This is a genomic window from Sphingopyxis sp. RIFCSPHIGHO2_12_FULL_65_19 (genome assembly GCF_001830555.1).
Lineage (GTDB): Bacteria > Pseudomonadota > Alphaproteobacteria > Sphingomonadales > Sphingomonadaceae > Sphingopyxis.
This window is the reverse complement of record NZ_MIAM01000014.1, coordinates 61236-69379: the sequence shown is the minus strand read 5'-3', so window position 1 is coordinate 69379 and position 8144 is coordinate 61236. Positions and strand designations below refer to the sequence as shown.

9 protein-coding genes and 1 tRNA gene are annotated in these 8144 nt (G+C 62.6%); 5 read left to right on the top strand and 5 right to left on the bottom strand.

All coding sequences use genetic code 11. The features are described 5' to 3' along the window. A partial coding sequence (locus A3E77_RS03065) for a M16 family metallopeptidase (protein ID WP_293643432.1) occupies window positions 1-576 on the top strand: 576 nt, incomplete at its 5' end. 272 nt (window positions 577-848) lie between these two features. Here A3E77_RS03065 and A3E77_RS03060 read toward each other — a convergent pair. The 3 genes from A3E77_RS03060 to A3E77_RS03050 all read right to left on the bottom strand — a co-directional run bounded on the left by A3E77_RS03060 (window position 849) and on the right by A3E77_RS03050 (window position 2248). Next, the gene (locus tag A3E77_RS03060) at window positions 849-1268 is read right to left on the bottom strand and encodes an addiction module antidote protein (protein WP_293643431.1); all 420 of its coding nucleotides are present in this window, start codon (window positions 1266-1268) and stop codon (window positions 849-851) included. A 223-nt stretch (window positions 1269-1491) separates the two neighbouring features. Then, complete coding sequence (bfr, locus tag A3E77_RS03055) at window positions 1492-1974, bottom strand: bacterioferritin (protein ID WP_293643430.1); 483 nt, start codon at window positions 1972-1974, stop codon at window positions 1492-1494. Between the two features lie 100 nt (window positions 1975-2074). Further along, a complete protein-coding gene (locus A3E77_RS03050) occupies window positions 2075-2248 on the bottom strand; it encodes a (2Fe-2S)-binding protein (RefSeq protein WP_293643429.1) in 174 nt (57 codons plus the stop codon). Window positions 2249-2430: 182 nt separating this feature from the next. Between A3E77_RS03050 and purS the strand changes: the two genes are divergently transcribed. Together purS and purQ are read left to right on the top strand one after the other, a co-directional pair. After that, window positions 2431-2661, top strand: coding sequence for a phosphoribosylformylglycinamidine synthase subunit PurS (purS, locus tag A3E77_RS03045; RefSeq protein WP_037513977.1), 231 nt, complete (start codon window positions 2431-2433; stop codon window positions 2659-2661). Window positions 2662-2675: 14 nt separating this feature from the next. Then, complete coding sequence (gene purQ / locus A3E77_RS03040) at window positions 2676-3341, top strand: phosphoribosylformylglycinamidine synthase subunit PurQ (RefSeq protein ID WP_293643428.1); 666 nt, start codon at window positions 2676-2678, stop codon at window positions 3339-3341. Here purQ and A3E77_RS03035 read toward each other — a convergent pair. Beyond that, window positions 3303-3701, bottom strand: a complete 399-nt coding sequence (locus A3E77_RS03035) for a hypothetical protein (protein WP_293643427.1) — start codon at window positions 3699-3701, stop codon at window positions 3303-3305. The two genes, purQ and A3E77_RS03035, sit on opposite strands and share 39 nt — an antisense overlap. A 22-nt stretch (window positions 3702-3723) precedes the next feature. Then, the gene (locus A3E77_RS03030; protein WP_293643426.1) at window positions 3724-4512 is read right to left on the bottom strand and encodes a queuosine precursor transporter; all 789 of its coding nucleotides are present in this window, start codon (window positions 4510-4512) and stop codon (window positions 3724-3726) included. 70 nt (window positions 4513-4582) lie between these two features. Here A3E77_RS03030 and A3E77_RS03025 point away from each other — a divergent pair. Together A3E77_RS03025 and A3E77_RS03020 are read left to right on the top strand one after the other, a co-directional pair. After that, window positions 4583-4659, top strand: a tRNA-Arg gene (locus A3E77_RS03025). A 338-nt stretch (window positions 4660-4997) separates the two neighbouring features. After that, window positions 4998-7895 carry a TonB-dependent receptor plug domain-containing protein gene (locus tag A3E77_RS03020; RefSeq protein ID WP_293643425.1) on the top strand — a complete coding sequence of 966 codons (2898 nt, stop codon included), beginning with the start codon at window positions 4998-5000 and terminating at the stop codon, window positions 7893-7895. The last annotated feature ends 249 nt before the right edge of the window (window positions 7896-8144 follow it).

Below are 8144 nucleotides of genomic sequence, written 5' to 3'. Positions count from 1 at the left end.
ACCGATCGCAGCGAGCGGACCTTGATTCACAAGGGGCCGGCCGAACAGGCGGAACTGCGCGTCTACTGGCCGGCGCGCGACGACAGCGACCTTGGCGAAGCGATGCGGCTAAACCTGCTGGCGCGCGTGATGCAGTTGAAACTGACCGAGGAACTGCGCGAACGGCTCGGCGAAAGCTACAGCCCCGGCGCGGCGGCAAGCCTGTCGGACGAATTTCCGGGTTACGGCCATCTGTTCGCCGCGAGCAATGTCGATTTCAAGGATCTCGCGACAACGCGCGCGGCGATTTTCGCCACCGCAAAGGAATTGCGCGATAAGCCTGTCGATGCCGACCTGGTCGATCGCGCGCGCAAGCCGCTGGTCGAGGCGATGGTGAAGTCGCGGCGCGAAAACAGCTATTGGCTGAACTATGTCGCCGAGGCGGCGAGCCACCCCGATCGGCTCGACCGCAGCCGCAAGGGCATCGACGAGGTCGAAGCCGCAACCCCCGCCGAATTGCAGGCGCTCGCGAAACGCTATCTGGTCGACGACAAGGCGCTGGTGATCAAGGCGGTGAGCGACAAGGCGGGGATATAGAACCGGCGGCCGCTTTCGACCATTTGCGGACCTATGACCGCGTGCTAGATTGTCGAAAGTATGAGCACGCGTTGGGAGGCTGAATGCTGGAAGTAATCATGGCCCTCATTGTCCCTCAAGGCCACCGGGATGAACCGAGAGGACCGCTTTTCGTTTTTTTGGCGCTGTGTTTTTGCTTTGCCATTGTCGTCGGATTGTATCTCTTGGGCCGCTAAGCATAAGCCTCGCTCACGTCCGCTTTCCACCCCAAAGCCGCCATCGCCAGGGTGATGCTAAACCCGTCCCGGCGTGCGCGCCCGGATGAAATTTTCGAGCGCAATGAACAGCATCTCGCGCGCATCGCTGCCGAGCATTTCGGCGGTCAGCCAGTCGAACTGGACGCGATCGCGGCGCGAGGCGGCGCCGACGATCGCGGCGAGCAGCGCCTCGTCGAAGCTGACGCGCGGGCAACAGGGCGGGGCGACGGCAAAGGGTTCGGGCCAGACATGGCCGATCGCCTCGACCACCAGCCGGTAACGCCGCGCCGCGAGTATATTGCCCCAGCGCCGCTCGAGTTCGGGCATCGGGTCGCGTTCGCCGCGGCGGCAGAGGATGCAATAGCGAAGCGCAAGGACGGCTTGTGCTGATTCGACCGAAAGGTCGCGGACCAGCGGCTGCTCGGTCAACTGGCGGATCAGCGCGCTGCTTTGCATGAGGTCATTTCTCCCGGCCCTAGGGTCCCTCCGTCCTCGTCTTTGCGAAAAAGATGCCGGCCGCTTTTGATGCAGCTTGAAGTTGCAGCGGCCGGCAGGAGGGGACTGCTCCACCTTGCTATTGAGAATTAATCGCAAATACAAGCGAAAAAAGAGGCGCTCGAAAGCACCTCTCTTCTCAACGGCTTAGGGCGTGGACAGGCTCTGGTTCGTCGAATCGCGATCAGTCGTCCCCGACGGGACGCGACTGGAGCTGGATATAATTTTCGATCCCCATGCGCTCGATCATCTCGAACTGCTTTTCCAGTTCGTCGACATGATGTTCTTCGCTTTCCAGGATATCGGCGAACAGGTCGCGGCTGACATAATCGCGCACGCTTTCGCAATGCGCGATCGCGTCCTTGAGCAGCGGTATCGCCTCTTCCTCGACCGCGAGGTCGGCACGCAGGATTTCTTCGACCGTCTCACCCACGCGCAGGCGCCCGAGCAGCTGGAAATTGGGCAAGCCGCCGAGAAAAAGGACGCGGTCGGCCAGCTTGTCGGCGTGCTTCATCTCGTCGATCGACTCTTCGCGTTCAAACGCGGCGAGGCGCGCGACGCCCCAATTGTCGAGCATGCGATAATGCAGCCAATATTGGTTGATCGCGGTAAGCTCGTTCTTGAGCGCCTCGTTCAGGAAGTCGATGACTTTTTCGTCGCCCTTCATGGTGTCAGTCCTGTCATTTTTTCTTGGAATGGAGTGGACGCATTATAGGCGCCCGGACCCCATCAGGCCAAGGTCAAAAATGGCGGAAAACCAAGAAAAATCAGGCGGTCGCGGCGACGTCGCTGATGATATTGCGAGCGAATGACAGGCACTGTCCGCACTTGGGTTTGCGACCCAGTTGCGCATAGGCTGCCTTGGCACACCGCAATTGGCCGCTCCGCGCGACATCGCGCAGCTGGCTTTCCTTTATTGCGTTGCAGACACAGACGACCATGTGCGAATCCTTCTCAACAATGGTGATCTAGGGATAGTGCGAGAGATTCGCAACAGGAAAGATGCGACTAGTTCGCAATCCGAACAGCCGTATTTTTCGCCGTGGCGACCCTTGCCCGCAAAGTGATTCGCGGGCATAGGCGCGCCCATCTTCCCGCAATCCTTTTGCAAAGGCCCGTCCGCATGAAAGTGAATGTCTATGTGACGCTCAAGCCGGGGGTCCTCGACCCGCAGGGCAAAGCGATCCATCATGCGCTCGAAGGGCTGGGCTTTGGCGGCGTTGCGGACGTGCGCGCCGGACGCTTTATCGAACTCGACGTCGCCGACGGCACCAGCGATGCCGACCTTGACGCGATGTGCGCGAAGCTGCTCGCCAACACGGTGATCGAAAACTACCGCATCGAACGTCCGTAAGGGGAACCGACGCCATGAAGACCGCCGTCATCGTCTTTCCGGGTTCCAATTGCGACCGCGACATGGCGGTCGCGCTCGAAACGGTGACCGGCCGCGCCCCCGCGATGGTGTGGCACCGCGAGACCGATCTGCCCGATGGCATCGACTTCATCGCGCTCCCTGGCGGCTTCTCCTATGGTGACTACCTTCGCTCGGGCGCGATGGCGGCGCGGTCGCCGATCCTGCGCGCGGTCTCCGATGCCGCGGGCCGCGGCGTTCCCGTGCTCGGCGTGTGCAACGGCTTCCAGGTGCTGACCGAGGCGCAGCTGCTGCCCGGTGCGCTGATGCGCAATGCGGGGCTCAACTTCGTGTGCCGCAGCGTGCCGCTGACGGTCGAGAACAGCCAGTCGCTGTTCACCGCAAGCTATAATGCGGGCGAGCAGATCGATATTCCGGTCGCGCACCATGACGGCAATTATTTCGCCGACTCCGAAACGCTCGACCGGATCGAAGGTGAAGGACGCGTCGCGTTCCGATATGCCGACGCGGTCAACGGGTCGGCGCGCGATATTGCGGGCGTGCTCAATGATGCGGGCAATGTGCTCGGCATGATGCCGCACCCCGAACGCGCGATCGACCGCGCGCACGGCGGAACCGACGGGCTACGCCTGTTCGAGGCGGCGCTCGGCGTCCTCGCCTGACGACGCTTCGGCCGCTTGTTCGGCCGCTTCGTTCGGCTTCGGCTGCATCCAGCGCCCGACGAGCATCAATATTGTCGGCCAGAACATCGTGTTCCAGATGTCGTGCCAGTGTGCCGCGTCGGGCTGGATCGTCGACTGGGCTATTTCGGCGTTCAGGTCCAGCCATTCGCCGCCGCACGCCATCGCCAGCACCGCCAGCCACGCGATCACCCACCCGCCGCGCCGCCGCCACAGGAAGCGGACGACCAGAAACAGCGTCAGTCCAAAATAGATATGCAGTGCGTCCTTATCGAGGCCCGTCGCCTCGATGACCGACACCTTGCGCGCCTCGAACAGCGAGGCAATTTCAAGCAACGTCATAAAGATCCAGTTCCCGGGGAATTTAAACCTTGGCGCCGAACGGGTTGAAGTCGGTGCCTTTGTCGAACACGTCGACGCCTTCGCGCCGCTTCAACGCCCCCACGACTATATAGGTTGCCGGCGTCAGCGCGGCTTCCCACGCCACCTTCATCGCCCAGTTCGTCGACAGGACCAGCAGCACCTGCTCGGTTTCCCAGATGCCGAGGAAGGCAATGGGGTAAAAGATCAGGCTGTCGACCCCTTGGCCAACCACGGTCGACCCGATCGTGCGCATCCACAGGAAACGGCCGCCCGTTGCCAGCTTCATCCGCGCCAGGACATAGGAATTGACGAACTCGCCGGCCCAGAAAGCGACCATCGACGCCAAGACGATGCGCCAGGCGCTGCCGAACACACTTTCATATGTTGCCTGGCACACCGCGCCGGTCCCGGCGGGTTCGCCAGCCTTTGGCGTGAGGGCGTCGGCACCGCTGCACCACCAGTCTTGCGCGGGCGGCATCGCCAGCACGATCCAGCTCATCACCGCCATGAACAACAGTGCGCCGAACCCGGCCCAGATCACGCGGCGCGCGCGCGCATAGCCATAAACTTCGGTCAGCACGTCGCCGATGACATAGCTGATTGGAAAGAACAGGATCCCGGCGCCGAAGGTGAGGCCGCCGACCATCGACAATTTCGACGCGCCGATGATGTTGCTGAGAAGCAGGACGGCGACGAACGCCGCCATGACCAGGTCATAATAGCGGAAATGCCGGATATCGGCCGCGCTGACGGGGGCTAGTTGGGATGGGGGCGCGGCGGAATCGGACATCGACCGCTGCTTAACCTGCTTTGCAGCCCGCGCAAACCGCGCTATTCGCGCCGCGACGCAAATGCGCTGCGCGCCCGTAGCTCAGCTGGATAGAGCACCCGCCTTCTAAGCGGGTGGTCGCAGGTTCGAATCCTGCCGGGCGCGCCATTTCGGAACAAAGCGTGGCACGGCACTCGTCTTTGTTTTGGCGCCTCCCGCGGTCAGCGCCTGTCGCCGGCCGTTTTTCGACCCCATAATCCTCACTTTTCCAGCAGCAACCTCGACGCGCTGTCCGCGCGGGCGGATATCATCGCGCCGATCGTCATCGTCTCCGGCTGTGCGCCGTTTGTCGCGGCACTGCACCATTGGGCGCAAGGGGTGTCTGTTGATGGCGGGATATTCCTATGGCTGCGTTCGCGTCCGCAGCCTCGCGGGCGACAGCCACGCGCGCCAAGGGAAGCGAATTCGCTCCGGCGCCATGGGCTTTCAACAGGGAGTGCAAAAAAATGAATAAGACTGTTCGCGGGCGCCTTCTGGGTGCCGGTGCTGCGTCCGTTGCCATCGCGGTGGCGCTGATTTCGGGACCGGCCGCCGCCCAGGAAATGGCGAACGACGCCGCCACCGAGGGGGAGGCGATCGTCGTGACCGGATCGCGTATCGCGCGCCACGATGTGGATGCCCCGGTGCCGCTGTCGGTGGTCAGCAACAGCGACCTGCAATATGACGCCGCGCAGAATATCCAGGACACGCTGAACGAAATGCCGCAGGTGGCGATCGGCCTGACGCGCGCCAATTCCAACTTCCTGATTTCCGGAACCGGCGTGGCGACGATCGACCTCAGAGGCCTGGGCGAGTCGCGCACGCTGGTGCTGGTCAACGGCCGCCGCATGGTCGGCGGGCTTCCCGGGGATTCGGCGGTCGACGTCAACAATATCCCGACCGATTTCGTCGAGCGGGTCGAGATCGTCACCGGCGGATCGTCGGCGGTCTATGGTTCGGATGCCGTCGCGGGCGTCGTGAACTTCATCCTGAAGGACCGTTTCGAGGGGGTTTCGATCCGCGGCCAGGCCGGCCTGACCGGCCGGGGCGATAACGCGCGCTATATGACCAGCGTCACCGCCGGCACCAGCTTTGGCGCCGACGATCGCGGCAACATTCTGGTGAATTTCACCTATGACCGCGACGACGGGCTGCTGTCGCGCAATCGCGCCCGATCGGCCCAGGATTGCGCGGGCCTGATCTGCGGCCCCGCATCCTACAGCAGCTATGCGTCGCAGGGCTGGTTCAACCTTGTCGACGCCGATGGCGTTGCCAACACCGCCTATCAGGGCGGCAGCCTGTTCACCTTTGACCGCGGCAACAATGTCGTGGCGGGCTTCCCGGCCGGTGCAGGCTACAACCGCAACAACGACCGCTATATTTCGGTGCCCGTCGAACGCTATCTGGCGTCGGCGATCGCGAATTTCGACATCGCCGACGGGGCGGAGCTGTTCGGCGAGCTGACCTATGGCCGGGTCAGTTCCAACAGCCAGATCGAGCCCTTCGCGCTGGAGTGGACCGATGTTTACACCGGCGCCGACGACCTGGGCATGTCGATCGCCAACCCCTTCATCCCCACCGATGTCGCCGCGGCGATCGCGGCGCGCAACAGCGATGCCGACCCTGACAATGACGTCGCGGCGATCCAGTTCCGGCGCCGCCAGAATGACGTTTTCGACCGCAGCAATGTCGTGCGGCGCGACACCTGGCGTGCCGTGGCGGGCCTTCGCGGCGACCTGGGTTCGCGGTTCAAATATGAAGCCAGCTATGTCTATGGCTATATGAACGATTACAACGCCAGCGAGGATATCGACAATCGTCGCTATCGCAACGCGCTGAATGCCGTCCGGGTGGGACCGGGCAATGTTCTGGGCGTCGATATCGTCTGCGCCGACGCCTCGGCGCGCGCCGAGGGTTGCATTCCGATCAACCTGTTCGGTTATGATACGGTCGATCCGCGCGCGGCCGCCTATGTCCAGGCGGTGATCCCCAAATCGCAGGAAATCACGAACCAGCAGCATGTGGCGACCGCCACGATCAGCGGCACGCCGTTCGATCTGGGCGCGGGCGACGTCGGGTTTGCGATCGGATTTGAATATCGCAAGGAAAAATCGGTCAGCGACTGGGACATACTGACCAACACCGGCGGCAATTCGGGCAACCAGACCCCCGACCTTGTCGGCAGCTATTCGGTCAAGGAAATCTATGGCGAAGTGAATGTCCCGCTGATCCGCGACAGCTTCGTCGACCATTTCGGCCTGATCGCGGCGGCACGCTTGTCGGATTATTCGACGGTGGGCAGCGTGCTGAGCTGGAACGTCGGCGCCGAGCTTGAGCCGTTCGACGGATTGCGCCTGCGCGGCGTTTATGCCGAGGCGAACCGGGCACCGAACGCGTCCGAACTGTTCGGCCAGCCGTCCGAAACCTTTGCGTCGGTGGCCGATCCCTGCAACGGCGTGACGGCATCGACGTCGAACGAATATGCGGCGGCCTGCCGCGCGGTCCCGGCGATCCAGGCCGCGATCGCGGCGAACGGCATATTTGAATATACGCTCGCCGATTTGCAGGGCATCAACGGTTTCCAGGGCGGAAACCTGGACTTGCAGGAAGAGAAGGCGCGAACCTTCACCATCGGTGCGGTCATCACGCCGGTGCAGGTGCCCAACCTGTCGCTGACGGTCGATTATTATGACATCGCCATCGACCGCGCGATCAACACGATCGATCGCACCTATTCGATCCAGCAGTGCCTGCTCACCGACCTGCCGCTGTATTGCGACAATGTCGTCCGCAATGCGAACACCGGCCGTGTCACGCGGGTCGACGGCCAGCTGATCAATGTCGCCGGATACAAGAATAGCGGCATCGACGTCGGCCTGCGCTATTGGACCGGGCTGGGCATCGCCCCCGACGATCGGTTGTCGATCACGGCGAACTATACCTACCTGATCGAAAATTCGACGCAGGCCGACCCGGTCGCGCCGGTCGAGGACGCTGCGGGCACGTTCGGACAGGCCTTTTCGCGCCATCGCTTCACTGGCCGGGCTGCCTATTCGGTCGATGATGTCACCTTCAGCTGGCAGACCAAGTTCATGAGCGGCGGCGATTATGTGCTGAACTTTACCAGCGCCAATCCCGACATCCTGGCGCTGAACAAGATCGACGATTACTGGCTGCACGACTTGCAGGTCCGGTATGAGATCGATCGGAAATACAGCTTTTACTTCGGGATCGACAATGTGTTCGACACCCAGCCGCCCTACCTGCCCGGCACGCCGTTCGGCACGCCGACGGGGCTTGAGACGGGCGACGCGTTCGACCTGTTCGGACGGGCCTTCACGGTCGGTGCCAGCCTGAGCTTCTGATACGTCACGCCGAAACGCGAAGGGGGCGGGTTCGCAAGAACCCGCCCCCTTTTTTGTCATGGGACGATCCAACGGTGGAAAGGAAGGCGGCCGCCGACGCGCCATAGCGTTGCGCGCCGAATAAGGGCCGTTCGCCCTGAACTGGTCGAAGGGCCGTTCTTTCTGTCTGACGCCGAAGGACAGGACGGTGCTTCGACCAGCTCAGCAGGAACGGCTTTGGGCAATCAAGCCGATTTGACGCTGGCCGCT

Excerpts from the sequence above, each read along its gene's own strand:
- A3E77_RS03060 (WP_293643431.1), bottom strand. The coding sequence starts at position 1,268 with ATGCAAAGCAGCGCGCTGATCCGCCAGTTGACCGAGCAGCCGCTGGTC.
- bfr (WP_293643430.1), bottom strand. The coding sequence starts at position 1,974 with ATGAAGGGCGACGAAAAAGTCATCGACTTCCTGAACGAGGCGCTCAAG.
- A3E77_RS03050 (WP_293643429.1), bottom strand. The coding sequence starts at position 2,248 with ATGGTCGTCTGTGTCTGCAACGCAATAAAGGAAAGCCAGCTGCGCGAT.
- purS (WP_037513977.1), top strand. The coding sequence starts at position 2,431 with ATGAAAGTGAATGTCTATGTGACGCTCAAGCCGGGGGTCCTCGACCCG.
- purQ (WP_293643428.1), top strand. The coding sequence starts at position 2,676 with ATGAAGACCGCCGTCATCGTCTTTCCGGGTTCCAATTGCGACCGCGAC.
- A3E77_RS03035 (WP_293643427.1), bottom strand. The coding sequence starts at position 3,701 with ATGACGTTGCTTGAAATTGCCTCGCTGTTCGAGGCGCGCAAGGTGTCG.
- A3E77_RS03030 (WP_293643426.1), bottom strand. The coding sequence starts at position 4,512 with ATGTCCGATTCCGCCGCGCCCCCATCCCAACTAGCCCCCGTCAGCGCG.
- A3E77_RS03020 (WP_293643425.1), top strand. The coding sequence starts at position 4,998 with ATGAATAAGACTGTTCGCGGGCGCCTTCTGGGTGCCGGTGCTGCGTCC.